This window comes from Pseudonocardia sp. HH130629-09 (genome assembly GCF_001294645.1).
In the GTDB taxonomy this organism is placed as follows: domain Bacteria; phylum Actinomycetota; class Actinomycetes; order Mycobacteriales; family Pseudonocardiaceae; genus Pseudonocardia.
This window is the reverse complement of record NZ_CP011868.1, coordinates 2,681,131-2,704,574: the sequence shown is the minus strand read 5'-3', so window position 1 is coordinate 2,704,574 and position 23,444 is coordinate 2,681,131. Positions and strand designations below refer to the sequence as shown.

The following is a 23,444-nucleotide window of genomic DNA, read 5'->3' as shown; positions in this document are numbered from 1 at the left end:
ACCGCCGCGCCCCGCCCGGCCCGGCGCCGTCGTCACACCTCGCGCTGTCGTCGGGCGCCCGCGGGCGCCGCACGGGTGCCGTGGCCGCCGCACGGGACGGAACCCGTGCGGCGGCGGGACGACCTGGGCGGCGCCGGACGGAGGGGCGGTCAGTGGCATCTCGTCGGTGCCGGCGGGACGTCGAGGGTGGGGTTGCGGTCGAAGAACCCGGCCGGCTCGAGCACGAAGCCGGTGTGGTCGACCGGCATGACCGGCCAGTCCTCCGGGCGCGGGAAGTGGGTCAGCCCGAAGGCGTGCCACAGCACGACGTCCTGGCCGTCGAGGTCGCGGTCCGCGGCGCCCCAGGACGGCAGCCCGTCCCCACCCGGGTTCTGGTTGACGAAGTCACCGGCCGGGTAGCGCTGCGCCGGGTCGTAGCGGGTCACCCACAGCGCCTTCGAGGCGAACGTCGCCCGCGCGTGGATCGACGACGCCGGGTCCGCCAGCAGGGTGGGCTGTCCGTGCGGGTGCAGGACGTAGCCGACCGGGCGTCCCAGCGCGTTGGTCTTCTCGGTGTTGAGGACGTGCCAGACCCGCCCCGACCCCGGGTCGGCGTCCCGCTGGGCGTGGGACTCCGAGGTCAGCCGGGTCGCCGACCGGGCGAAGGCGTTGCCGTGGGGGTTGCCCTCGCCCATCGGCACACGGACCGCCTCGACCTCCTCGACGGCGTTCGCGGTGCCGTCGACGGTCATGTCCAGCCGCGCCGAGAACAGATGCTGGTGGAACGGCGCACCCAGGCCCGGGGCGACCTCGGTGGCGTACTCGCCCGGCGTGCCCGAGGTGAACACGATGCCGGTCGCCTTGCACTCCAGCTCGGTCGTGCCGTCGAGGTAGAGGTACCAGTAGAAGCCGTAGTCGTAGTCGCCGATCGGGGTGAAGAACGAGATCACCAGGCGGCGCTGGCGGCGCACCTCGCGGGCCCCGGTGAAGATGTCGGTGTGCTACCAGAGGACGCCGTGGTCCTCCTCGTGCAGGCAGATGGCGTTGGTGATCGTGCGCGGGTTGCCGAGGTCGTCGGCGACCACCGCGTCGAGGTAGTGGATGTCGCCGAGGCAGTCGCAGCCCAGCAGCAGGGAGACGGCGTAGCGGGCGAACACGTACTCGCCGCAGTCGAAGTAGTTCTGCCAGAACCGCACCGGCGCCGGGTCGGCGTAGGGCACGACCATCTCCGCGACCGAGGCGCGGTAGCAGATCGGGCGGTCGTCGAAGGCGATCTGGTGCAGGGTCAGGCCCTCGCGCTCGTTGAACCCGACGCGCAGGTCCCACTTGCCCAGCGGACGCGACCGTCCTGCACGGTGAACGTGCGGCCCTCGGGCTGGGTGATCTCGATCGGCTCACCGCCCCGAACGGGCCGTCGCAGCAGCGGGTCATCTGGGCCGCGCTGGCCGCGGCCGGGCTCGCCGCCGACGAGATCGACGCGGTCGACGCGCACGGCACCGGCACCGCGCTCGGCGACCCGGTGGAGGCCCAGGCGCTGCTCGCCACCTACGGTCGCGACCGGGACGCGGAGCGGCCGCTCTGGCTGGGCTCGGTGAAGTCCAACATCGGGCACACCCAGTCCGCGGCGGGCGTCGCGAGCGTGTTGAAGATGGTGCTCGCGCTGCGGGCCGGCCTGCTGCCGCGCACCCTGCACGCCGGCACGCCCTCGTCGCACATCGACTGGGACGCCGGTGCCGTGGAGCTGCTCGCCACGGCGCGTCCCTGGCCGCGCGGCGAGCGCCCCCGCCGCTGCGCGGTCTCGGCGTTCGGCATCGGCGGCACCAACGCTCACCTGGTCCTGGAGGAGGCTCCCGAGGAGCCGGCCACCGAGCCCACCGCGACCGAGCCCACCGCGACCGAGCCGCCGGCCACCGACGGCCCCGTCGTCGCCCGGCCCCCTCGGCGCGGACCGCGGAGGCGCTCGCCGACCAGATGGCGCGGCTGCGTGCCCACCTCGAGGCCGTCCCCGCGCCCGCAGCGGACGTCGCGTTCTCGCTGGCCACCACACGAACGGCCTTCGAGCACCGCGCCGTGGTGGGTCGGTCGCGACACCGCCGCGATGGCCGCGGCCCTGGCGGACCCTGCGGCCGCGGACGTCGTGACCGGGGTCGCCGACCGAGGCTGGCGTGACGGAGGTGAGCACCGTCCTGCCCGGCCGCACCGGTCAGCAGCCCGGCGGCGTCGCGGCTCGCGCTCGCCCTCGCGGTCACCGGCCGCCGGACCGCGGCGCCGCCGCCGGCGACCGGTGGACATGGGTTCTCCCTCGGGTGGACCGGGCGCGCTGGCCGGGCGCCGGGCCAGACCGGAGCCCATGCCCGCAGCAGCGGCTGGTCCTGGAGACCTCCTGGGAGGCACTGGAGCGGGCCGACGGCACCGGCTGGTCCGAGGGCGCCGGCCCGCTCCAGCGCGGCCAGGTCCTTGCGGGCCCGCTCCAGCTCGGCCTCCAGCTCCGCGACCCGCGCGGCCTTCGCCGACCGGGCCCCCTCGATGAGCTCGTCGACCGGACCGGACAGGTCGGCGTGCAGCGCCGCGGCGGCCGCGGACACCGCCGACGCGGTCACCGGCAGCCCCCGCGCCACCCAGGTGCTGCCCTGCTTCAGCTCCGCCTGCCAGTCGCCGTCGGCGGAACCGCTGACGGTCAGGGTCATGGTCACGACCCGGGTGGTGCGGGCCGTCGAGCCAGGTGGCCGCCCCCGCCTCCGTTTCGGCGGCTCGGGCGTCGCGGCCCCCGCGGCCCCCGTGGTGTCCGTGGTGTCCGTGGTGTCCGCGGACTGGTCTCCCCGCCGGTCGTCAGCTCGTCGTCCACGTGCGTCCTCGTCCCTCTCCACTCGGCTGCACGGCCAGCTACAAGGGTGATTCACGAACGCCCGTTCGCCGGTAGCGTCCCGCCGGATTGTTCCGTGTGGGTGTCGACGTCCGGCGTTCGGTGACGGTCCGGTGCGGCGGAGGTCCCCACAGGAGGTTCCGCGTGCGTGCGGTCCGGCTGCCAGCATCGTGAGCATGCGCATCGACCATCTCGACCACCTCGTGCTGACCGTCGCCGACGTCGACGCCACCGTCGCCTTCTACACCCGCGTGCTCGGCATGGGGGCCGTCGAGTTCGGCGGTGGGCGCCGCGCACTCGCCTTCGGCCCCAGCAAGATCAACCTGCACCGGGCGGGGCACGAGTTCGAGCCGAGGGCCGACCGGCCCACCCCGGGCAGCGCCGACCTGTGCCTGATCACCCTCGACCCGATCGAGCAGGTCGGGCGTGAGCTGGCCGAGGCCGGCGTCGCCGTCGAGGAGGGGCCGGTCGAGCGGACCGGGGCACGGGGCCCGCTGCTCGGCGTCTACCTGCGGGACCCCGACGGGAACCTGGTCGAGATCAGCAACGAGCTCTGAGCTGCCGCACGCCTCCGCCCGGCCCTAACCTGGACCGCTGTGACGTCCCGGCTCGTGCGCACCGTCCGCTTCCACGCCACGGGCGGCCCGGAGGTGCTGCGGATCGAGCACCTGCCGCTGCGCGACCCGGGACCGGGGGAGGTGCGGATCCGGGTGCACGCGGTCGGGCTCAACCGCTCCGAGGTGAACTTCCGCCGCGGCACCTACCTCGACGCCCCGGTGCTCCCCGCGGGACTGGGGAGCGAGTGCTCGGGCACCGTGCTCGACACCGGCCCGGGGGTGACGGGCTGGGCACCCGGCGACGAGGTGTGCGTGATCCCGGCGTCGTCGCAGAACGAGCACCCGGTCTACGCCGACGAGGCCGTCGTGCCGGTCCGGTCGCTGCTGGCCCGCCCACCCGGTCTCGACGACGACGGCGCCGCCGCCCTGTGGATGCCGCTGCTGACCGTGTGGGGCATGACCCGCCACGTCACCCGGCTGCGGGAGGGCGACCGGCTCGTCGTCACGGCCGCGGCGAACAGCGTCGGGGCCGCGGCGCTGCAGGTCGCGCGGCACCTCGGGGTGCACGCCGTCGCCGTCGTGCCCGACGACCGGCACGCCGACGTCCTGCGCACCGCCGGTGCCGCGGAGGTGCTGACCGGCACGCCCGGCCCCGACGACCTGCGGGCGGCGCTGGGCGGAGGCGCCGACCTGGTCCTCGACGCCGAGGGCGGCCCCGGCGTCGCGCGGCTGGTGCGGGCCTGCGCGCCGGGCGGTGCGGTGATCGTGCACGGCGGGTTGTCCGGGGAGCCGACACCGCTGCCCGCGGCCGGGTACGCGCCGGTCTGGCTGCGCCGCTTCCACGTCCGCGAGGTCACCGGTGACGCGGAGACGCTGGCCCGCGCCGAGGCGTTCGCCCGCGCCGGGCTGGCCGCGGGCACGCTCGTCCCGCTGGTCGAGCGGGTCTTCGACCTCGACGACGGCGTCGCGGCCGTCGCCGCCGCGCACGAGCACCTGGAGTCACCGGACCGTGCCCCCGGCAAGCCGGTCCTGCGGACCGGTCAGCGGGACAGGTAGGCGCCCAGCAGGGCGTTCCCGAGGCCGGCGACCAGGCCGAGCGCGCCGAGGGTGATCGCGACGACGGCGGTGCGCCCCGCCCCGCGCCGGCGGGCCGCGACGCCCATCCACATCGCGACCGCCCCACCGGCCCAGCCGAGCACGGCCAGCAGCAGGGCGCCGATCGCGGCGAGCACGCCCAGGAACGCGGCCTGCCGGGCGAGGCGGTCGGCCTCGGCGGCGATGTGCGGCACGGGGCCTCCTCGACGTCGGGACCCCGACCGTAGCGGGACATGGGCACGGTCACGGTCGTTCGCATTGCTCATGAGGTGGATTGCGTGATGCAATGTTCAACAGGTCCGAAACGTCCATGATCTCTCCGGGGTCCGTTCCCGGGGAAAGGCGATGACATGTCCCGAACATCCGGTGCGGAGCACGCCTCCAGCCCGTTCCGCCAGCCCAAGGCCGTCTGGGCGGTGGCCTTCGCCTGTGTCATCTCGTTCATGGGGATCGGGCTGGTCGCCCCGATCCTGCCGTCGCTGTCCGGGCAGCTGAACGCCTCGCACGCCGAGGTCGAGCTGCTGTTCACCAGCTACCTCGTCGTGACGGCGATCGCGATGCTGGTGACCGGCTGGGTGTCGTCCCGGATCGGCGCGAAGAAGACCCTGATCACCGGCCTGGCGCTGATCGTGGTGTTCGCCGCGCTGGCCGGGGCGTCGTCGGGGATCTGGGGCATCGTCGGCTTCCGCGCCGGCTGGGGCCTGGGCAACGCGCTGTTCATCGCGACCTCGCTCGCGGTGATCGTCGGCTCGGCCTCGGGCGGCTTCGCCGGCGCGATCGTGCTCTACGAGACCGCGCTCGGCGTCGGCATCGCCACGGGTCCGTTGCTCGGCGGGCTGCTCGGCACCGTGTCCTGGCGGGGCCCGTTCTTCGGTGTCTCGGTGCTGATGCTGATCGCGCTCGTCGCGACCGTCGTGCTGCTGGAGCCGACGCCGGTCCCGACCCGCAAGGCGACGCTCTCCGAGCCGCTGACCGCGCTGCGCCACCGCGCGCTCGCCACGACCAGCGGGGTCGGGCTGCTCTACAACTGGGGCTTCTTCACCCTGCTCGGCTACGCACCGTTCCTGATGGGCGGGCTCGACCCGATCTCGCTCGGCGCGGTGTTCTTCGGCTGGGGCCTGCTCGTCGCGGTCTTCGCGGTCTTCGGCGCGCCCTGGCTGAAGGACCGCTTCGGCACCGCGCGCACCCTCTACGGCGCGCTCGTCGGCATCGCGGTCCTGCTCGCGGCGATCGGGCTGTTCGACACCGTGCCCGCCGTGGTGATCGTCGCGGTGGTCCTGTCCGGCATCGTGGTCGGTGTCAACAACACCCTGGTCACGACGGCGGTCATGTCGATCTCCCCGGTGCCCCGCCCGACCGCGTCGGCCACCTACGGGTTCGTCCGGTTCATCGGTGGCGGCCTCGCCCCGTTCGCCGCGGGTCTGATGGCCGCGGCCGTCGGTGCCTCGGTGCCGTTCCTGATCGCCGCGGTCGTCGTGCTGGTGGGCGTGGTGCTGCTGGCGACGATCCGCCGCGATCTCGACGCCGCCGACGCCGAGGCCGAGCAGCCCGGCCCGTCGCACGAGCGGGCCGACGCCGAGGCCGCCGTCCGGGAGGTGCCCGGCCTGCCGACCGAGGCCGTGATCGCCGAGGACGCACTGCAGCACGACCGGCGCTGAGCGGGCTCCGCCCCGCGCTGCCCCCGCCCGGACCGTCCGGACGGGGGCCGCCGCGATGGGTGCGCCTCGGTGGCTGCGCCCGGCCGGTGGCTCAGCCGGCGACGAGGGCGGCGAAGCGGTCCAGATCGACGTTGCCGCCGGAGATCGTGACGCCGATCCGCGCCCCCGCCCACCGCTGCGGGTCCGCGGCGACGGCCGCCCGGACCCCCGCGAACGCCAGCGCCCCGGTCGGCTCGACGAGCACCTTGTAGCGCGACGCGAACAGCGCCATCGACTCGACCAGTGCGGCGTCGGGCACCGTCACGATGTCGGTGACGAGCCGCGATATCACCGGGAACGTGTGGTCGCCGAGGTTGGTGGTGGCGGCGCCGTCGGCGAGGGTGCGGGGCTGGGGGATGCGCACGACGTGCCCGGCGCGCAGGGACTGCAGGCCGTCGTCGCCGGCCTCGGGCTCGACGCCGTACACCCTGGCGTCGGGGGACAGGGCCTGGGCCGCGAGCAGCGACCCGGACAGCAGCCCGCCCCCGCCGAGGCAGACGAACAGCGCGTCGAGCGGACCGTGGTCGGTCAGCAGCTCGAGCACCGCGGTGCCCTGACCGGCGATGACGTGCGGGTGGTCGTAGGGCGGGACGAGGGTGAGCCCGCGCTCCTCGGACAGCGCGGTCGCGATGGCGTCGCGGTCCTCGGTCCAGCGGTCGTAGCCGATCACCTCGGCGCCGTAGCCGCGGGTGGCGGCGAGCTTCGTGGCGGGGGCGTCGTGCGGCATCACGATGGTCGCGGGCACCTCCAGCAGCTGCGCGGCCAGCGCGACGGCCTGGGCATGGTTGCCCGAGGAGAACGCGACCACCCCGGCTCGCCGCTCGGCCGCCGTCAGCCGGGACAGCGTGTGGAACGCCCCGCGGAACTTGAAGCTCCCGGTGCGCTGCAGGTTCTCCGCCTTCACGAACAGCTGCGCGCCGAGCTCGGCGTCGGTGAGCCGGGAGGTCAGGACGGGGGTGTGGTGGGCGTGCCCGCGCAGGATCGCCGCGGCGGCACCGACGTCGTCGGGGGTGGGGAGAGCAATCACCGGACCACCTTCCGCCGCCCGGCGGAGCAGGTTCAAGCCCGTTCGGGTTCATTCCCGTTCGGGTGTAACGACCGACACGTCCGGATCGCTGCTACCTGCGTGGCTCCCCCCACGTCCCCCGGAAGGACACCCCCGATGCGCCTCCGTTCCCTGTCCGCTGCCGCGCTCCTCGCGACCGTGGCCGCCCTCCCGCTCGCCGGCACGGCCTTCGCCCAGGACCGCGACTGCAAGGACTTCGCGAGCCAGGCCGAGGCCCAGGCGGCCCTGACCCCGGGCGACCCCGAGAACCTCGACGCGAACGACAACGGCGTGGCCTGCGAGGACTACGACTACGGCGCCGCGTCCCCGGCCACGGCCGCGTCCGACGACTCCACCCAGGTCACCGCGACGCCGGTCGGTGGCGTCGAGGCCGGTGGCGGCTCGGCCGACGTGCTGCCGCTGGCGCTCGGCGCGGTCGCCGCCGGTGGTATCGGCGCGGTCGCGGTGCGCCGCGTCGCCGTCGGTCGCCGCGGCTGATCCCGGCACGTGCCCGGCCCCGCCCTCCCGGTGCCCGGCCCCGCCGCACCGTCCGGTGCGCGGGCCGGGCACGGCGCCGTGGCCGGGGACCGGTCCGGACGCGGAACGGCCGCGGACCGGTCCGGAGGCGGAACGGTGGCCGGGGACCGGCCCGGAGGCGGAACGGCGGCCGCAGACCGGTCCGGACGTGGGCCGGTGGCCGGTGCGCGGGCCGGGACGGTGCGGCGCGGGAGCCCGGACCGGCGGCGCCGGGCGCGGCGCCGGTGCGGTGCGGTGCGCCGGGTGACACGGGTGCTGGCGCCGCTCGGTGTCCTCACCGCCACGCTGCTGCTCGCCGACCCCGCGGGCGCACCCGAGCCCGGGGCGACGGCCGTCGCGTCGGCCCCGGTGACCGCTCCGGGGCCAGCACCGGGCGCGTTGCTGCCGCCGGGGCCCGCGCCGCTGGTGCGCTCGGAGCCGGTCCGGCTCCGGGTCGACCGGCTCGGGCTCGACACCGTGCCCCGGCCGATGGGGCTGACCGAGGACCGGTCGATGGAGGTCCCCGCGGACGCGGGCACCGTCGGCTGGTACACCGGAGCGCCGACCCCCGGCGAGGTCGGACCCGCCGTGCTCACCGCGCACGTCGACTGGAAGGGGCTCGCCGGGGCCTTCGCCGACCTGGACACCCTGGAGCCCGGCGACGAGATCCGCGTCGACCGCGCCGACGGGACGTCGGTGGTGTTCGCGGTGCGCCGGGTCGGACGTTCCCCCAAGTCGGAGTTCCCGACCGCCGAGGTCTACGGCGACCTGGACCACGCTGGCCTGCGGCTGATCACCTGCGGTGGGGTGTTCGACCGGTCGGCCCGCAGCTACCTCGACAACGTCGTGGTGTTCGCCGACCAGGTCCGCTGAGCGGCCCGACCGTCCGCGCTCTGCGCCCCCCGAGTGCGCTCCGGACTCGCCGCGCCGTCGCGGTCCGTCGCCCCTCGCTCGTCGAGATGCAGCTCAGCGGGCTGTGGAGATCGACGACTCCCGCTGAGCTGCATCTCGGCGACAGGGCCGGCCGGGGCAGGGCCGGCCGGAACCGGTGCGCCGCGTTCACCTGCGGCGTCCGGTGCCCCGTCCCGGTGTCGCGGTGCGCGGGTCCTCCGGCCAGGCGTGCTTCGGGTAGCGCCCGCGGAGCTCGGCCCGGACCTGCGGGTAGGCGTTGTCCCAGAACGAGTCCAGGTCCGCGGTGACCGCGGTCGGGCGCCCGGCGGGGGAGAGCAAATGCAGCACCACCGGCACCCGCCCGTCGGCGACGGCGGGGGAGCCGGTCCACCCGAACACCTCCTGCACCTTCACCGGCAGCGCCGGGGCGGCGCTGGAGTAGTCCAGCGCGATCCGGGACCCGGTGGGGACGGTGAGTCGCTCCGGGGCCAGCTCGTCGATCTGCCCGGCGAGCCCGCCCACGGCCGCGGCGACGTACCGGCGCAGCGCGGGCCCGGCGTCGACCCGTGCCAGGTCGGAGCGTCGCCGGGCGGTGGCGAGCGGACCCGCCAGCCACCCGGCGGGATCGGCGGCGGAGTCGAGGAGCGCCTCCTCGGACACGTCCGGCCACGGTGCGCCCAGCACCCGGTGCAGGAAGCCCAGCCGCTCGCGCAGCGACACCGCGCCCGCCGTCCAGCGCAGCAGCCCGGTGCCCTCGGCGCGCAGCCCGGCGACGAGCGCGTCGCGGACGGCACCCGGGTCGGGGGAGCGGTCGGGCTTCTCCGACAGCACGATCGCGCCGAGCCGGTCGACGGTGCGGGCACGGACGTCGCCGTCGCTCCAGACGACCTCCGATCCGGTGACCCGCAGCGGTGCGGCTGCCCGCAGCGCGGTCGCGGCATCGGTGGCCGCGGCGAGGCGGACCCGGCCGTGAGTCCGCCCGGGGCGCCGGTCGGCGACGGCGACGACGAGCCACTCGGCGTCACGCAGGGGACCGGGCGGGACCTCGACGGCGGTGCCACCGGCCATCAGGAACACTCCGGCCGCGGTGTCGCGGCGCCGGGCGAGCCGTTCCGGGTGGGCGAGCCCGGTGACCAGCGCGACGAGCTCGGCGCCCGCAGCCCCCTCGGCGCGATCGGTCCGTCCCCGGGCCCGCGCCGGTGTCCCGGCGGCAGCGCCGGAGCGGGACCCGGCGCCCGGCGACCCCGTGTCCGGCGACCCTGTGCCCGGCGGCGACGCGGCAGCCGCGGGGGACGAGGTGGCCGCGGGTGTGGCAGCGCGGGCGCGGCGCAGTGCGCCGGTCAGGCGGTCCCGGTCCCCGCGCCACCGCCCGGCGCCGGGGGCGTCGCCGGAGCGCAGCCGGGCCAGCGCGGCGGTCAGGTCGTCGGCGGGGCCGGCGAGGGTGTCGTCGTCGAGGACCGCGACGATCCCGGCGACCTCCCGTGGGTCCCCTCCGGCGGCGACGCCGTCGAGCAGCGCCCTGGCGAGGCGCGGGTGCAGGCCCAGTGCGGAGATCCGCCGTCCCCGGTCGGTGACCGCGCCGTCGGGGCCGATCGCGCCGAGCGCGGTCAGCACCCCGCGTCCGGCGGCCAGCGGACCGGGCGGCGGGGCGTCCCACCAGCGCAGACCGCTGCCGTCGGGGGTGCCCCAGACGGCGAGGTCCAGCGCGAGCGCGGTGAGGTCGGCGGTGCGGATCTCGGGGTCCGGGGCGTCGGCGAGCACTTCGCCCTCGGGCCAGCAGCGGTAGGCGAAGCCGGGTGCCTCCCGCCCGGCGCGGCCCGCGCGCTGGGTCGCGACCGCGCGCGAGACCCGGCGGGTCACGAGGCCGGACAACCCGCGCCGGTGGTCGGTGTGCGGGACCCGGACCAGCCCGGAGTCGACGACGGCCCGCACCCCGGGCACGGTCAGGCTGGACTCGGCGACGGCGGTGGCGAGCACGATCCGCCGCCGTGGCCCGTCGCGCAGCGCCGCGTCCTGCTCGGCGGCGGGCAGCCTGCCGTGCAGCGCGAGGACGTCGGCGTCGGGTCCGAGCTCGCGCAGCGCGGACGCGGTCCGGCCGATCTCCGCGACGCCCGGCAGGAACGCCAGCACACTGCCGTGCTCGAGCGCCCGCACGCACGTCCGGGCCACGGTGTTCTCGATCCGCTCGGTCCCGCCGCGGCCGGCCCGGGCGGGCGGGACGTGGGTGACGGCGACGTCGTGGCTGCGTGCGGCGACCTCCAGCACCGGCGCGGGCCGGTCGTCGCCGCCCAGGAGTACGGCCGGACGGGTCGCGTCGAGGGTCGCGGAGGTGGCCAGCAGCCGCAGGTCGGGCCGGAGCCCGTCGCGGGCGTCGAGCAGCAGGGTGAGCAGCAGGTCGGCGTCGAGGTGGCGTTCGTGCACCTCGTCGAGGACGACGGTGGACACCCCGGCCAGCTCCGGGTCCCCGGCCAGCCGGCGCAGCAGCAGCCCGGAGGTGACGACCTCGACCCGGGTGCCGGGTCCGGTGCGGGCGTCGCCGCGGACGCGGTAGCCGACCGGGCCGCCGACCTCGGTCCCCAGCAGCGACGACATCCGGGCCGCGGCGGCACGGGCGGCGACCCGGCGCGGCTCGGCCACCAGCACCGTGCCCTCCGGCGCCGGGGCGGACCCGTCGAGCCCGGCCAGCGCGAGCGGCACGAGGGTGGTCTTGCCGGTGCCGGGCGGGGCGACGAGCACGGCGCCGCCGCGGTCGTCCAGCGCCGCGCGCAGTTCGTCGAGGACGGCGCGGACCGGCAGGTCGGGGAGTGGGGACATCACCCCGAGTATGGGTCAGGCCAGCCCGCTGTAGGACAGCACCATGATCACGACGACCGCGGCGGCGAGCCCGGTGGTGATCAGCAGCAGCGCCCAGCCCGGCAGCACGGTCCGGTCGAGCACCGGGGCCGCGGGACGGTGGGTGGCGGGCATCGTTGCTCCTGGGGCTCGGGCTGCGTCATACGGACGAACCTGATGTCGCACCCGGACCACGAATCGTTAACCGTGGTCCCCGAAACTGATGACGGCTACCGTCGGGATCGACATCGACGACGATGTCAGGCCCAGCTCCCGGAGGTGCGATGAGCTCGCCCACCACGACCCGACCGGCATCCGACGCGGCCCGCGTGGCACAGGCCGCCCGGGAGGTGGTCGAGGCCCACGACCCGCGGTCGGTGCCGCGCGAGGAGCTGTTCGGCGCCCTCTACGACGCCGGCCTCGCCTGGGTGCACCACCCCGAGGGGCTCGGCGGGCTCGGTCTGTCCCGCGGGCTGCAGCCGGTGGTCGACCAGATCGTCACCGACGCCGGCGGCGAGCAGATGTTCGCGGTCAACCCGATCGGCTACGGCATGGGCGCGCCGACCGTCGTCGAGTACGGCGCGGACCGCGAGCAGGTCGCGGCCTGGCTCCGGCCGATGGCCACCGGCGAGGAGATCTGGTGCCAGCTGTTCAGCGAGCCCGGCGCCGGCTCCGACGTCGCGGGTCTGGCCACCTCCGCGGTCCGCGACGGCGACGAGTGGGTCGTCAACGGGCAGAAGGTCTGGACGACCCTGGCCCACGTCGCACGGTGGGGGATGCTCGTCGCCCGCACCGATCCCGAGCAGCCCAAGCACCGCGGACTGACCTACTTCGTGATCGACATGGCCCAGCCGGGTGTCGACGTGCGCCCGCTGCGCCAAATGACCGGGCAGGCCGAGTTCAACGAGGTCCACCTGCACGACGCGCGGGTCCTCGACGCGCACCGGCTCGGTGAGGTCGGCGCCGGCTGGAAGGTCGCGATCACCACCCTGATGAACGAGCGCACCGCCATCGGCGGGGTCACCGGGCGGCGCGGCAGCGGAGTCATCGGCGAGGCGCTCGGCCTGTGGCGGGCCCACCCCGACCGGCACACCCCGGTGCTGCGCGACCGGCTCGCGGCCCTGTGGACCCGCGCCGAGACCCACCGCCTCACCCTCGCCCGCGCGCGGCGCACCGCGAGCGCCGGACAGCCCGGCCCGGAGGGCTCGGTGTCCAAGCTGGTCGGCGCCGAGCTGAACCAGGACGTCTACGAGTTCTGCATGGACCTGCTCGGTCCGGACGCGCTGCTCTACGACGACTGGTCGATGGACCGCCACCGGGTGCACACCGACCCGAACTCCACGGTGCAGCAGCGCTTCCTGCGCTCGCGCGCGAACACCATCGAGGGCGGCACCTCGGAGGTCATGCGCAACATCCTCGGCGAGCGCGTCCTCGGCCTGCCCGGCGAGCCCCGGTCGGACTCCGACCGCCCCTGGAAGGAGGTCCCCCGTGGCTGAGCAGGAACTCCGCGAGTTCGACGTCACCGACGAGCAGCGCGCGCTGCGCGCGGCGCTGCGCCGCTTCGCCGAGCGCCAGCACGACGAGGCCACCCTGCGCCGGCTCGTCGACACCGCCGACGGGTTCGACCGGGCACTCTGGAGCCGCCTGGGCACCGAGCTCGGCGCGCTGTCGCTGGCGGTCCCCGAGGCCCTCGGTGGCGCCGGCGGGACCTGTGTGGACCAGGCCGTCGCGGCCGAGGAGCTCGGTGCGGCACTGGTGACCGGACCGCTGCTCGGCACCGTCGCACTCGCGGTCCCGGCGCTGGTCACGGCCCCGGCCGGCACCGAGCGCGACGCGCTGCTCGCCGCACTGGCCGACGGCTCACGCACCGCGGCCCTGGTCGCCGTGCTCACCGCGCCCTACGACGGCGCGTCCGCGGCCGGCGTCACCGCCGACGGCGACCGGCTCACCGGCACGGTCTCCCACGTCCCGGACGCGGGCGCCGCGGACGTGCTGGTCGTCGCGGCAGCGGGGGTCGACGGCCCGGTGCTGGCCGTCGTCGACGCGAGCGCGGCCGGGGTGCGGGTGCAGCGTCGCGGCTCGTTCGACGTGACCCGCCCGGTCGCCGGGGTCGTCCTCGACGGCGCGACCGGCACCGTGCTCGCCACCGGTGCGGACGCCGACGGCGCCCTGCGTCACGCCTTCCGCACCGGGGGGGGGCGCTGCTCGCCGCCGAACAGGCGGGCATCGCCCGCCGGCTGCTCGACCTGACCGTCGCCTACGCGAAGGAACGGCTGCAGTTCGGCAGGCCCATCGGGTCGTTCCAGGCGGTCAAGCACCGATGCGCGGACATGCTCGTCGCCGTCGAGCAAGCCCGGACCGCGGCGCTGCACGCGGCCTGGGCGGTCGACGACCCGCGCATCGACGCCGCCGACCTCGCGGTGTCGATCGCGCAGGCGACCTGCTCGGAGACGGCCTACCGGGTGGCTGCGGACGCGGTGCAGCTCCACGGCGGGATCGGGTTCACCTGGGAGCACGTCGCGCACCTGTACTACAAGCGCGCCGTCGCCGACGCGGCCCTGCTCGGGTCCGCCGAAGCCCACCGCGAGCGCATCGCCGCGCTGGTGCTCGACACCCTCGGCGACGACGTCCGCGAGCCCCGGGTGGCGACCGGCTGAACGCCGGGGCCGGGTCAGACCTTGTTCAGACCCGGCTCCCGGTCCTGCACCACGAACGACGCCGCCGTGCGCACCGTGGCGCTCGGCTCGCTGACCCGGGACACGGTGCGGAAGTCCGCACGCATCTGCGCGGGGGTGAAGGTCGCCAGCACATAGCCGCGCCGGTCGAGCGACCACACCGAGCTGCCGCTGCCACCGGACCTCGCGTCGCCGTCGCCGTCGCCGCCGGAGGTCACCGAGGTGGTGACCAGCTCGGTGCCGGCGACCCTGTCGTCGTCGCCGGGGATCTCATTGGCGTGGTGCACGTGCTCGTCCCCGGTGAGGACGACGGCGTTGCGCACGCCCGCCTCGGTCCAGCCGCGGACCACCCGTTCCCGGGAGCCGGTGAACTCCCCCCCAGGTGCCGGACTTGCCGCCCCGGCGCGGGGCGAAGAACACCTGCTGGGCCAGCACGTCCCAGCCGGCCGCGGAGTCCCGCAGGCCGCGCAGCAGCCAGCGTTCCTGGTCGGCGCCGAGCATCGAGCCGCGCATCCGGTACTGGCGGGTGTCCAGGACGTGGAAGGTGGCGAGCGAGCCCCAGGACAGCCGCCGGTAGAGCTGGATGTCCGGGCCGTCGGGCACCGAGGCCCGGCGCAGCGGCATGTGCTCGTAGTACGCCTGCGCGGCGGCCCGGCGCCGATCGGGGGTGGCGCCCTCCCAGTCGTTGACGACCTCGTGGTCGTCCCACACGACGACCCAGGGTGCGACGGCGTGGGCGGCGCGCAGGTCGTCGTCGGAGCGCTGGTGGGCGTGCGTGCGCCGGTAGCCGGCGAGGGTCGTGGGCTCCGGCGGGCCCGGGTCGCGCACCTCACCGCGGTCGGACTCGTAGAAGTAGTCGCCCAGGTGCAGGACCAGGTCGGGAGCGTCGGCGGCCAGCCCGCGGTAGGCGGTGAAGTGGCCCGCGCCGAACCTCGCGCAGGACGCCGTCGCGATGGTCAGCGAGGCCGCGGCGGTCCCGGCCGCGGGGGCGGTCCGTGTGCGGGCGGCGGGGGAGAGGTGTCCGCCGGTGCGGAAGCGGTAGAAGTACTCGCGTCCGGGGGCGAGTCCGGCGGGCTCGGCGTGCACGCTGTGCGCGAGGTCGCGGGTGGCGGTCTCGGTGCCGCGGGCCACGACGCGGGTGAAGCCCTCGTCCTCGGCGACCTCCCACCCGACCTCGACCGCCCGGTCGGGCATGCCGCCGCGGCCGTCCTCGGCGTCGGGCTCGGGGGCCAGGCGGGTCCACAGCACCATGCCGTCGGGCGACGGGTCGCCCGAGGCCACGCCGAGGGTGAACGGGTCCGGCGTCGTCGCCTGTCGCAGCGCGCCGGCGAACCAGCGGGGCACGGCGGCGGGCTCGCCACCGGGTGTGGCCGGCACCAGACCGGCGGCCGCGGCCCCGAGGGTGCCGAGCAGCACGCTGCGGCGTGGGAGTGCGGTCACTCGTCCTCCTGTGCGTGGTGGTCCGGCGGAACCGTCCATGTTCCGGGCCGGCCTCCCGGACGGCGGTGTGCACGCGCTGGGGCCGGTGTCGCCGGACGAGTGAATCACCGCGCGTGTCCGGCCACGGGTGTTCGTCCGGAACCGGCCGGGTGCGTCCGCGGGCCCGGCGACGCGCCCGCCCCGACGGGTGACGGATGGTGATATGAATCACATCTCGACTCGTGTCGAACCTTCCGGTGGTGGGAGACGAAAACAGAGCATCGGGGTCTGCGCCACGCCGCCCCCGCGACCGCGACGCCCTCGACGTCGCGGCCGGAATCGTGGCCCGATAATCCGACGAACAGTCGGATCGCGGTGCTCGCTACGACCACAGAAAATGAGTACGTAACGGGTCGGAAATGCCCGACGACTCTGCCCGTACACGTTGGTGCTGCCGGGGGATGACGATGTTGTCGAAAGACGGTGTGGTGGCAACCCGGATTGTGCGCGACCACGAATCGCGGACGGTGTCCGAGTCGGAACGCACTGTCGCGGTCACGTTCACCGCGATCCTCACGGAGCTGCTCGATGCGCCCGTCCGGCCGGACGACCACTTCTTCGTCGACGCCGGCGCCGACTCCATGGTCCTGGCCCGGTTCTGCGCGCGGGTCCGGCAGCGGGTCGACCTGCCGCACGTCGCGATGACCGACGTCTACGCCCACCCCACCGTCGCCGGGTTGGCCCGGGCGCTCGCCCCGACGGGCGCGCGGCCGGGCCACACCGTCGACGAGGTGCGCGAGGGCTACCGGGCGATCCTGGCCGATCTGGTCGGGACCGACGTCGGGACCGACGTCGGGGCCGACGCCGACGTGTTCGCCGACCTGGGCGCCGACTCCATGACGATGACCCGGTTCTGCGCCCGGGTGCGCCGCCGCGACGACCTGCCCGACGTCGCGATGACCGACGTCTACGCCCACCCCACCGCCGCGGGCCTGGCCGACGCGCTCGCCGGGAGCGCCGGCCCCGAGGTCACCGGGGCCGCGCCCGCGCTGCCGGTCCCGACCGGCTCCACCCGCGCCTACGTGCTGTGCGGAGCGGCCCAGCTCGCGACGTTCGTCGTGTTCACCCTCGCCTACGGCACCCTGCTCGGGGCCGTCTACCAGTGGATCGCGCTGGGTTCGGGGCTGCTGAGCTTCTACCTGCGGTCGCTGGCCGCGGTCGCAGTGGCCTTCGCCGTCTTCGCGGTGCTGCCGATCGCGGCGAAGTGGCTGCTCGTCGGCCGGTGGACCGAGCGCGAGATCCCGCTGTGGAGCGCCGCCTACTACCGGTTCTGGCTGGCCAGGACCCTGGTCCGGACCAATCCGCTGCTGCTGGTCGCCTCCGGTTCCCCGTTGCTCCCGCTCTACCTGCGGCTGCTCGGTGCCCGGATCGGGCCCGGCGTGGTCATGCTCGCGCGCACGATCCCGGCCTGCCCCGACCTGCTCACCGTCGGTGCGAACACCGTGCTGCGCAAGGACGCGATCCTGTCCTGCTACCGCGCCGAGCCGGGCATCATCCGGACCGGCCGGGTCACGATCGGCGCCCGCGTCGTCGTCGGCGAGGCGTCGGTCGTCGACATCGGTTCCGAGATCGGCGACGGCGGACGGCTCGCGCACGCCTCCTCGCTGCACACCGGGCAGACCGTCCCGGCCGGAGCGACCTGGTGGGGCACGCCGGCCCGCCCGGGCGGCGGTGATCCGGGGTCCGGGGTCTCGGCGACGGTCGGCCGGGCGCGCCGCGCCGGCTACGCGACCGGCCAGCTCGGCTGGCTGCTGCTGGTCTGGCTGCCGCTCGGCACCGGTGTGGCCGACGCCGTGCTGATGTCCGTGCCGACGCTGGCGACGGTGATCGGCAGCGGGGCCGCCGGGGTGTTCTCCTCGCAGCTCTGGCTCGATGCCCTCGTCAGCTCGACCGGCCTGCTCCTCACGGGCATGGTCGTCGGGCTGTTCGGGGCAGCGGTGGTCGCACGGGTGCTGTCGCTCGGGCTCACCGAAGGTCGTCCGTATCCCCTCTACGGGCTGCGATACACGTTGCAGCGCACCGTGTTGCGGATCACGAACATCAGGTTCTTCACCTATCTGCTCGGCGACAGCTCCTACGTCGTCGGTTACCTCCGGATCATCGGACACGATCTGCGGCGGACCCCGCAGACGGGGACGAACTTCGGGACGGCGGTGAAGCAGGAGACGCCGTACGCGAGCTCGATCGGAACCGGCACGATGGTCGCCGACGGTTTGTCCATCGTCAATGTCGACTATTCGGACACGGCATTCGTCGTGAATCGGACACGGATCGCGTCGAACTCGTTCCTGGGTAACAGGATCGTGTGGACGGCCGGCGCCCGGGTCGGTGACGACTGCCTGATCGCGACCAAGACGCTCGTTCCCACCGACGGCCGGGTGCGGACCGGGGTCGGGCTCCTCGGCTCGCCGCCGTTCGAGATCCCCCGCACCGTCGCCCGGGACTCGACGTTCGGCCACCTGCACACCGGGCTCGACCTGCACGACCGGCTGCGCGCCAAGAACCGCTACAACCGCCGCACGATCGCGCTCGCCGTGGCGTTCCGCTGGGGTGCCCTGTTCGGGGTCACCCTGCTCGCCCTGGTCGTCGCGGCGCTGCTGGCGCCGCTGGGCCCGATCGCGGTCGGGGTGCAGCTGCTGCTGTCGCTGCTGTTCACGATGGCGTACACGATCGCGGTCGAACGGCTCGCCACCGTCGGGCGCCGCCGGCTGCGGCCCCGCTTCTGCTCGGTCTACGACCCGTACTTCTGGTGGCACGAGCGCTACTGGAAGCTCGTGGTGCAGGGCTGGGACCGGATGCTCGCCGGGACCCCGTTCAAGAACCTCGTCACCCGCGTCCTCGGCGTGCGGATCGGACGCCGCGTGTTCGACGACGGCTGTGGCATGACCGACCGCACGCTCGTGCGCATCGGCGACGACGCCGTCCTCAACGCCGGGTCGGTGCTGCAGTGCCACTCGCAGGAGGACGGCACCTTCAAGTCCGACTTCATCACCGTCGGCGCCGGCGCCTGTCTCGACGTCGGGGCCTTCGTCCACTACGGCGCCGTCGTCGGCGACGCGGCCCGCATCGGCTGCGACGCCTTCCTCATGAAGGGCGAGGACGTCCCCGCCGGCGCCGTCTGGGAGGGCAACCCGGCCGCCGCGCCGCGCCCCCGTCCCGCCCCCACCCCGACCCCGACCCCGCTGCTGAACGGAGAGTCCGCACGATGACCGGCACGCTCGCCGACCTCACCACCACGACCGCCCGCGAGCACTGGACCCGGGTGCTGCTCACCGGCGGTGCCACCCCGGCGCCGGCCTGGACCGGTTCGCCCCGGCCCGGTACCGCCGTGCACACCGAGCCCCTCCCACGCGAGGCCGTCACCGCGGTCGCCGAGGTGACCGGCGCCGAGCCCGGCGCGGTGCTGCTCGCCGCACACGCCGCCGTCCTCGCCGCCCTGTCCGGGGACGCCGAGGTCACCGCCGGGGTCCGGGGCGACTCCGGGGCGGCCCCGCTGCCGGTGTCCCTCGACACCGCCCGCAGCTGGTCCGCGTTGGTCACCGCCGCCGCCGAGGCCCTGGCCGGGTTGCGGGCCCACCCCGCCCCCGACCTCGAGGCGCTCGCGGCCGGCCTCGGGACGGCGGTGCCGTCGTTCGGCACCGTGCTCGACCCGGGCGCCGACCTGCGCGGCATCGAGATCGCCCCCGGGGCACTCGGCCGGACCGGGGGCCGCGGCGACGGCGCCGCGGCCCGCGCGGTGTGGTCCGGCGCCCTGCCGTCCGGCGCCGGGATGCACGTGTCGGCGACCGGGGCGACGCTGACCCTGGCCTACCGCCTCGACCTGCTCGACGTGACCGCCGCTGCCCGGATCGCGGGCTACCACACCGCGGCCCTGGAGCTCGCCGCCGCCGACCCCCTGGCGCACGTGCGCCCGTCGGCGCTGGTCGGTCGGGCCGAGCGCGAGGCCCAGCTCGGCGGCCTCGCCGGCCGGGCCCGGGACCTGCCCGACCGGCGGCCGCACGAGCTGCTCGCCGACCGCGCCGTCGCAGCCCCCGACGAGGTCGTCGCCGAGCACGCGGGAGTCACCCTCACCCGCGCCGAGCTGGAGGGCCGCGCCGCCCGCGCCGCGGCGACCCTGCTCGAGGCGGGTCTGCAGCGCGAGGACGTCGTCGCCGTGGTGTGCGACCGCGACCTCGCCTGGATGGTCGCGGTGCTCGCCGTGCTGCGCGCCGGCGGTGCCTACCTGCCGGTCGAGCCGCACTTCCCGGCCGGTCGGATCGCCCGCACGCTGTCGCGCGCCGGCTGCCGGATCGCGCTGACCACCGACGCCACCCGCGCCCACCTCGACGAGGCCGGCGTCGCGGGGACGGTGCTGACCGTCCCGGACGCGGTCGCCGCCGCGGCCGGCCCCGCGCCGACCGCCGACGTCCCGGCCGACGGGCTCGCCTACCTGTACTTCACCTCGGGCTCCACCGGCGAGCCGAAGGGTGCGATGTGCGAGCACGCCGGGATGCTCAACCACCTGCTCGCCAAGATCGAGGATCTGGAGCTGGAGCCCGGCTGCGTCGTCGCCCAGACCGCACCGCAGTGCTTCGACATCTCGCTGTGGCAGCTCGTCGCGGGCCCACTGGCCGGCGGACGCACGCTGCTCGTCGAGCAGGACGTCGTCCTCGACGTCCGCCGCTTCGTCGAGACCCTGGTGCGGTCCCGGGTCTCCGTCGCCCAGCTCGTGCCCAGCTACCTCGAGGTCGTGCTGACCTACCTGGAGGAGCATCCCACCGAGCTGCCGGACCTGCGGGCGGTCTCGGCGACCGGGGAGGCGCTCAAGCCCGAGCTGGTGCAGCGCTGGTTCCGGGTCCTGCCCGGCGTCCCGCTGGTCAACGCCTACGGGCTGACCGAGACCTCCGACGACACCAACCACGCCGTGCTGCGCTCCGCGCCCGCCGACGGCCGGGTCCCGCTCGGCGCGCCGGTGCCCGGGGTCAAGGTCTACGTCGTCGACGCCGACCTGCAGCCCGTACCGCTCGGCGCGCCGGGCGAGATCGTGTTCTCCGGGGTGTGCGTCGGCCGCGGCTACGTCAACGACCCCGACCGCACCGCGGCCGCGTTCGGGCGGGACCCGTACCGACCCGGCGAGCGGCTCTACCGCAGCGGCGACCACGGCCGGTGGCGCCCCGACGGGCAGCTCGAGTTCCTCGGCCGCCGCGACAACCAGGTCAAGATCCGGGGCTTCCGGATCGAGATCGGCGAGATCGAGAACGCGCTGCTGGAGGTCCCCGGCGTCCGCGACGCCTGCGTCGTCGTCGCGACGACGGCAGGAGGTCCGCAGCTGGTGGCCTACCACGCCGGTGACGGCCCGGACGCCGCGCAGGTGCGGGCCGCGCTGAGCGGCAGCCTGCCCGCCTACATGGTCCCGTCGACGGTGTTCCGGCTCGACCCGCTGCCGGTCACCGCCAACGGCAAGATCGACCGCAAGACCCTCGCCGCCCGCGCCACCGAGACCGCCGCCCGGGCCGCCGGGGCACCGGCGGAGACCGCCGCCCGGGCCGCCGGCGAGCCCACCGCGGCCCAGCGCCGCGTCGTCGACGCCGTGACCCGCGTGCTCGACCTGCCCGCCGGCTCGGTGGGCCCCGACGACGACTTCGCCGACCTGGGGGGCAGCTCGCTGTCCGCGGTGAAGCTCGTGATCGCCCTCGACCGGGCCGTCACGGTCCGGCAGGTGATCGACCACCCCGCCCTGACCGACCTCGCCGGGCTGCTCCCGGCCGAGCAGCACTGACCACCGCACAGGGGGAGAACATGACCGGATCACTGCTGGGGGTGCGCCCGCACCCCGGACGGCCGCCCGTCCTCGACGCGGGCCCGGGCGGCGACGCCACGGGCTGGACCGAGCAGCACGGCGACGCGCTGCGCGACCTGCTCGACGACCACGGCGTCGTCCTGGTGCGTGGGCTGGGCCTGCGCACCGTCGCCGACGTGTCCGGTGTGGCCGCCCGGCTGGGGACCGGTGGCTACGTCGAGCGGGAGGCCTTCGCCGCCCGGACGCTGCTGGCCGACGGCGTCCACTCGGCCACCCCGTGGCCGGTACGCCAGCCGATGTGCGCCCACCACGAGCTGTCCTACGTCCTCGACACGCCGGCGACGCTGCTGTTCGCCTGCCTGCGTGCACCCGAGACCGGCGGCGCGACGCCGGTGGTCGACACCACCCGGGTCACCGCGGACCTGCCGCCCGCCCTGGTCGATCGGGTCGAGCGCGACGGTTGGATCCTCACCCGCTCCTACGGCGACGACGTCGGCGCCTCGTGGGAGCAGGCGTTCGGCACCGCCGACCGCGCCGCCGTCGAGCACTACTGCCGGGACAACGGGATCGACGCCGACTGGACGCCCGACGGCGGTCTGCGCACCCGTCAGCGCCGCCACGGCGTCCTGATGCACCCGGTCACCGGGCGCCGGGTCTGGTTCAACCAGATCGCCTTCCTGTCGGAGTTCGCGATGGATCCCGAGGTCCGGGAGTTCCTGCTGGAGGTGCACGGGCCGGACGGGCTGCCGTTCACCACCCGCTTCGGCGACGGCTCGCCGGTGCCCGAGTCGGTCGTCGACGAGATCAACGCCGTGCACGACCGGCACGCCGTGCGTGAGCCCTGGCAGGACGGCGACCTGCTCGTCGTCGACAACCTGCGGTTCGCCCACGGCCGCGACCCCTACACCGGCGACCGCCACGTCGTCGTCGCCATGACCGACGGCGTCGCCGTCCCCGCCTTCGAGGGAGCCCGATGCCCCCCCCGCCCGCGTCCGTTCCCGCCTTCTCCGTGATCCCGGGCGCCCAGGTGGCGCGGGCGCTCGGCGGGCGGGAGAAACAGCTCGTCGAGCTCGTCGAGGACACCTACCGGGCGCACGGTGCCGGCGCGACGGTGAACCCGCCGTCGTACTTCCTCCGGTTCCCGGACCGGCCGTCGTCGCGGATCATCGCGCTGCCAGCCTCGCTGGGATCCGGCGACGGGACCGGCGTCGACGGCATCAAGTGGATCTCCAGCTTCCCGGAGAACGTCGCCCGCGGCGTCCCGCGGGCCTCGGCGGTGCTGATCCTCAACGACCCGGTCACCGGCTACCCGTACGCCTGCCTGGAGAGCTCGATCATCTCCGCGACCCGCACCGCGGCGTCGGCGGCGTCGGCGGCCGAGCGGCTGTCCCGCGACCGGGACCGGCCGCGCCGCGTCGGGTTCGTCGGCACCGGGCTGATCGCCCGCTACATCCACCAGTTCCTGGTCGGCACCGGCTGGACGTTCGACGAGGTCGGTGTGTTCGACCTGTCCGCCGACTCCGCCGAGGGCTTCCGCGGACACGTGCAGCGCACCGCACCGGGCGAGGTCCGGGTCCACGACTCGGTCGAGTCGCTGGTGCGCGGCAGCGACCTGGTGGTCTTCGCGACCGTTGCGGGGACGCCGCACGTCCACGACCCCGCCTGGTTCGACCACCACCCGCTGGTGCTGAACGTGTCGCTGCGCGACCTCTCGGCCGAGATCGTGCTCAGCTCGTTCAACGTCCTCGACGACGTCGAGCACTGCCTCAAGGCCGACACGTCCCCGCACCTGGCCGAGCAGGCCACCGGGAACCGCGACTTCGTCGACGGGACCCTGGACCAGGTGCTCGACGGCACGCTGGCCGTCCCCACCGACCGCACGGTCGTGTTCTCCCCGTTCGGCCTCGGGGTCCTCGACCTCGCCGTCGGCCGGTTCGTCCACGCCGAGGTCGCCCGCGCCGGCGAGCTGCACACCGTCGACGACTTCTTCCACGAGCTGAGCCGGCACGGCTGAGCCGCCACCACTGGTACACGAG

At 75.4% G+C, this 23,444-nt stretch carries 16 protein-coding genes and 4 pseudogenes; 13 read left to right on the top strand and 7 right to left on the bottom strand.

Going from position 1 to position 23,444, the window contains the following annotated elements; all coding sequences use genetic code 11:
- Positions 1-149: 149 nt before the first annotated feature.
- Positions 150-1,411 (bottom strand): annotated as a pseudogene (locus XF36_RS12430) (primary-amine oxidase); the annotation flags it as partial.
- On the opposite strand from XF36_RS12430, the pseudogene XF36_RS30355 reads away from it, so the two are divergent.
- A pseudogene (locus tag XF36_RS30355) lies at positions 1,358-2,134 on the top strand (ketoacyl-synthetase C-terminal extension domain-containing protein); the annotation flags it as partial. The pseudogenes XF36_RS12430 and XF36_RS30355 overlap by 54 nt on opposite strands.
- Before the next feature lie 346 nt (positions 2,135-2,480).
- Here XF36_RS30355 and XF36_RS34030 read toward each other — a convergent pair.
- Positions 2,481-3,011: pseudogene (locus XF36_RS34030) on the bottom strand (DUF6319 family protein); the annotation flags it as partial.
- Positions 3,012-3,018: 7 nt separating this feature from the next.
- On the opposite strand from XF36_RS34030, the gene XF36_RS12415 reads away from it, so the two are divergent.
- On the top strand, positions 3,019-3,399 hold the full coding sequence (locus XF36_RS12415; protein ID WP_060714642.1) for a VOC family protein: 381 nt from the start codon (positions 3,019-3,021) through the stop codon (positions 3,397-3,399).
- 39 nt (positions 3,400-3,438) lie between these two features.
- Positions 3,439-4,455, top strand: coding sequence for an alcohol dehydrogenase catalytic domain-containing protein (locus XF36_RS12410; protein WP_060712107.1), 1,017 nt, complete (start codon positions 3,439-3,441; stop codon positions 4,453-4,455).
- Here the strand turns inward: XF36_RS12410 and XF36_RS12405 are convergent.
- Positions 4,440-4,688: a hypothetical protein gene (locus XF36_RS12405; protein WP_060712106.1), complete on the bottom strand. Its 249-nt coding sequence runs from the start codon at positions 4,686-4,688 to the stop codon at positions 4,440-4,442. The genes XF36_RS12410 and XF36_RS12405 overlap by 16 nt on opposite strands.
- Before the next feature lie 156 nt (positions 4,689-4,844).
- On the opposite strand from XF36_RS12405, the gene XF36_RS12400 reads away from it, so the two are divergent.
- Positions 4,845-6,152, top strand: coding sequence for an MFS transporter (locus XF36_RS12400; RefSeq protein ID WP_060712105.1), 1,308 nt, complete (start codon positions 4,845-4,847; stop codon positions 6,150-6,152).
- A 91-nt stretch (positions 6,153-6,243) separates the two neighbouring features.
- On the opposite strand, the gene XF36_RS12395 is transcribed toward XF36_RS12400, so the two are convergent.
- Positions 6,244-7,218: a threo-3-hydroxy-L-aspartate ammonia-lyase gene (locus tag XF36_RS12395; RefSeq protein ID WP_193394010.1), complete on the bottom strand. Its 975-nt coding sequence runs from the start codon at positions 7,216-7,218 to the stop codon at positions 6,244-6,246.
- Positions 7,219-7,353: 135 nt separating this feature from the next.
- Between XF36_RS12395 and XF36_RS12390 the strand changes: the two genes are divergently transcribed.
- A complete protein-coding gene (locus XF36_RS12390; protein ID WP_060712104.1) occupies positions 7,354-7,734 on the top strand; it encodes an excalibur calcium-binding domain-containing protein in 381 nt (126 codons plus the stop codon).
- 282 nt (positions 7,735-8,016) lie between these two features.
- Positions 8,017-8,625, top strand: a complete 609-nt coding sequence (locus tag XF36_RS12380) for a class F sortase (protein ID WP_238589239.1) — start codon at positions 8,017-8,019, stop codon at positions 8,623-8,625.
- Positions 8,626-8,811: 186 nt separating this feature from the next.
- Here the strand turns inward: XF36_RS12380 and XF36_RS12375 are convergent, their stop codons facing one another.
- The gene (locus XF36_RS12375) at positions 8,812-11,457 is read right to left on the bottom strand and encodes an ATP-dependent RNA helicase (RefSeq protein WP_060714640.1); all 2,646 of its coding nucleotides are present in this window, start codon (positions 11,455-11,457) and stop codon (positions 8,812-8,814) included.
- 15 nt (positions 11,458-11,472) lie between these two features.
- On the bottom strand, positions 11,473-11,610 hold the full coding sequence (locus XF36_RS32365; RefSeq protein WP_168169503.1) for a hypothetical protein: 138 nt from the start codon (positions 11,608-11,610) through the stop codon (positions 11,473-11,475).
- Positions 11,611-11,759: 149 nt separating this feature from the next.
- Here XF36_RS32365 and XF36_RS12370 point away from each other — a divergent pair, with 149 nt between their 5' ends.
- The 3 genes from XF36_RS12370 to XF36_RS34020 are packed head-to-tail and all read left to right on the top strand — an operon-like array spanning position 11,760 to position 14,132.
- On the top strand, positions 11,760-12,971 hold the full coding sequence (locus tag XF36_RS12370) for an acyl-CoA dehydrogenase family protein (protein ID WP_060712101.1): 1,212 nt from the start codon (positions 11,760-11,762) through the stop codon (positions 12,969-12,971).
- Entirely contained in the window at positions 12,964-13,725 is a 762-nt protein-coding gene (locus XF36_RS34025) for an acyl-CoA dehydrogenase family protein (protein ID WP_238589238.1), read from the top strand. Before XF36_RS12370 ends, XF36_RS34025 begins: the two co-directional genes overlap by 8 nt.
- Positions 13,677-14,132, top strand: coding sequence for an acyl-CoA dehydrogenase family protein (locus XF36_RS34020; RefSeq protein WP_349675566.1), 456 nt, complete (start codon positions 13,677-13,679; stop codon positions 14,130-14,132). The genes XF36_RS34025 and XF36_RS34020 overlap by 49 nt, the downstream gene beginning before the upstream one ends.
- A gap of 14 nt (positions 14,133-14,146) precedes the next feature.
- Here the strand turns inward: XF36_RS34020 and XF36_RS12360 are convergent.
- A pseudogene (locus tag XF36_RS12360) lies at positions 14,147-15,629 on the bottom strand (alkaline phosphatase D family protein).
- Positions 15,630-16,057: 428 nt separating this feature from the next.
- On the opposite strand from XF36_RS12360, the gene XF36_RS12355 reads away from it, so the two are divergent.
- Genes XF36_RS12355 through sbnB form a run of 4 tightly spaced genes read left to right on the top strand, consistent with a single transcriptional unit; the run spans position 16,058 to position 23,422 of the window.
- Entirely contained in the window at positions 16,058-18,838 is a 2,781-nt protein-coding gene (locus tag XF36_RS12355; RefSeq protein WP_238589237.1) for a Pls/PosA family non-ribosomal peptide synthetase, read from the top strand.
- Positions 18,835-21,387 (top strand): non-ribosomal peptide synthetase, encoded by a 2,553-nt coding sequence (locus XF36_RS12350; protein ID WP_060712100.1) that lies wholly within the window; start codon positions 18,835-18,837, stop codon positions 21,385-21,387. The genes XF36_RS12355 and XF36_RS12350 overlap by 4 nt, the downstream gene beginning before the upstream one ends.
- A 20-nt stretch (positions 21,388-21,407) precedes the next feature.
- Positions 21,408-22,421, top strand: coding sequence for a TauD/TfdA family dioxygenase (locus XF36_RS12345; RefSeq protein ID WP_060712099.1), 1,014 nt, complete (start codon positions 21,408-21,410; stop codon positions 22,419-22,421).
- Complete coding sequence (gene sbnB / locus XF36_RS12340; RefSeq protein WP_060712098.1) at positions 22,382-23,422, top strand: 2,3-diaminopropionate biosynthesis protein SbnB; 1,041 nt, start codon at positions 22,382-22,384, stop codon at positions 23,420-23,422. The genes XF36_RS12345 and sbnB overlap by 40 nt, the downstream gene beginning before the upstream one ends.
- The last annotated feature ends 22 nt before the right edge of the window (positions 23,423-23,444 follow it).

Bases quoted from the DNA above. Each gene is read 5' to 3' on its own strand.
- XF36_RS12370 (WP_060712101.1), top strand. From the start codon at position 11,760: ATGAGCTCGCCCACCACGACCCGACCGGCATCCGACGCGGCCCGCGTG.
- XF36_RS12415 (WP_060714642.1), top strand. From the start codon at position 3,019: ATGCGCATCGACCATCTCGACCACCTCGTGCTGACCGTCGCCGACGTC.
- XF36_RS12390 (WP_060712104.1), top strand. From the start codon at position 7,354: ATGCGCCTCCGTTCCCTGTCCGCTGCCGCGCTCCTCGCGACCGTGGCC.
- XF36_RS12350 (WP_060712100.1), top strand. From the start codon at position 18,835: ATGACCGGCACGCTCGCCGACCTCACCACCACGACCGCCCGCGAGCAC.
- XF36_RS12345 (WP_060712099.1), top strand. From the start codon at position 21,408: ATGACCGGATCACTGCTGGGGGTGCGCCCGCACCCCGGACGGCCGCCC.
- XF36_RS12375 (WP_060714640.1), bottom strand. From the start codon at position 11,457: ATGTCCCCACTCCCCGACCTGCCGGTCCGCGCCGTCCTCGACGAACTG.
- sbnB (WP_060712098.1), top strand. From the start codon at position 22,382: ATGCCCCCCCCGCCCGCGTCCGTTCCCGCCTTCTCCGTGATCCCGGGC.
- XF36_RS32365 (WP_168169503.1), bottom strand. From the start codon at position 11,610: ATGCCCGCCACCCACCGTCCCGCGGCCCCGGTGCTCGACCGGACCGTG.
- XF36_RS12400 (WP_060712105.1), top strand. From the start codon at position 4,845: ATGTCCCGAACATCCGGTGCGGAGCACGCCTCCAGCCCGTTCCGCCAG.